Annotated in this window: 1 protein-coding gene; it reads right to left on the bottom strand. The window is 70.7% G+C overall.

Annotation, left to right across the window (positions count from 1 at the left end):
• On the bottom strand, positions 1-636 hold a 636-nt coding region (locus AC1DWT_RS51720), incomplete at its 3' end, for an aldehyde dehydrogenase family protein (protein ID WP_477926335.1).
• Positions 637-704 lie beyond the last annotated feature (68 nt).

Genomic DNA, 704 nt, shown 5'->3' with positions numbered 1-704 from the left:
GGGCAGCACCGACAGCACACCGGCGGGCAGGCCGGCCTCGGCGAAGATCTCGGCGAGCAGCAGCATGGTGAGCGGGGTGTCCTCGGCGGGCTTGACGATGATCGTGCAGCCGGCGGCGAGCGCGGGGCCGATCTTGCGGGTGCCCATCGCGAGGGGGAAGTTCCACGGTGTGACGGCCAGGGTGGGTCCGACGGGGACCTTGGTGACCATGATCCGTCCGCTGCCGGACGGTGACGTGGTGTAGCGGCCCTGGATGCGGACGGCTTCCTCGCTGAACCAGCGCAGGAACTCGGCGCCGTAGTTCACCTCGCCGCGGCTTTCCGGCAGTGCCTTGCCCATCTCCATCGTCATCAGCAGCGCGAGGTCGTCGGTGCGCTCGATGACCTTCTCCCACGCCGAGCGCAGGATGATCGACCGCTGCCGCGGGGCCGTGGCCGCCCATTCCTCCTGGACCGCCGCGGCGGAGTCCAGTGCGCGCATCGCGTCCTTGCCGCCGGCATCGGCGACGTCGGCGATGAGGGGTCCGGTGGCGGGGTCGTAGACCGGGAATGTGCCGCCGTCGATCGGGTCGGTCTGGGCGCCGTCGATCCACAGACCGGTGGGCAGGGTGGCGCGGAGCCGTTCGAAATCAGTCATCGGAGTCCTCGTGGTGGGAATGGTGGTGATCGCACGCCTCCGGGGTGGGGGCGACGTCGAGGGCGGGG

This window comes from Rhodococcus sp. P4_B6, from assembly GCF_056402215.1.
This window is presented reverse-complemented; position numbering and strand designations above follow the sequence as displayed.